Source organism: Dermacoccus sp. UBA1591 (genome assembly GCF_002322065.1).
Lineage (GTDB): Bacteria > Actinomycetota > Actinomycetes > Actinomycetales > Dermatophilaceae > Dermacoccus > Dermacoccus nishinomiyaensis.
The window spans coordinates 5,047-5,397 of the sequence record NZ_DCNR01000016.1; the positions used below are offsets into that span (position 1 = coordinate 5,047).

General features: G+C 72.4%; 1 protein-coding gene. It reads left to right on the forward strand.

Features of this window, described 5'->3' with window-relative positions; all coding sequences use genetic code 11:
• A partial coding sequence (locus tag B2284_RS01540; protein ID WP_286697101.1) for a helicase C-terminal domain-containing protein occupies positions 1 to 351 on the forward strand: 351 nt, incomplete at both ends.

The following is a 351-nucleotide window of genomic DNA, read 5'->3' on the forward strand; positions in this document are numbered from 1 at the left end:
GGCCATCGCCAAGATGGGTGGCAACGGGTTCATGGCAGTCTCCGGCACGCACGCGGCGTTGCGGCTCGCGCAGGGTGCCGGTCGCCTCATCCGTCATGCCGACGATCGCGGCGTCGTCGCCTTTCTCGACTCGCGCATGATGACGGCGCGCTACGCCGGGTTCCTGCAGCGGTCGCTCCCACCGTTCTGGCCGACGACGGATCGCGCGCTCATCCTCAAGGCCCTCGCGCGCCTCGACGAGAACGCGCCCCCGATCCGCGCCGTCGCGGAGGCCGGCACCCGCTCGACGAAGGCGCCGACGAAGAAACCCGCGACGTCACAGCAGGCCGGGCAGGCCGGTGCCGACGCCGC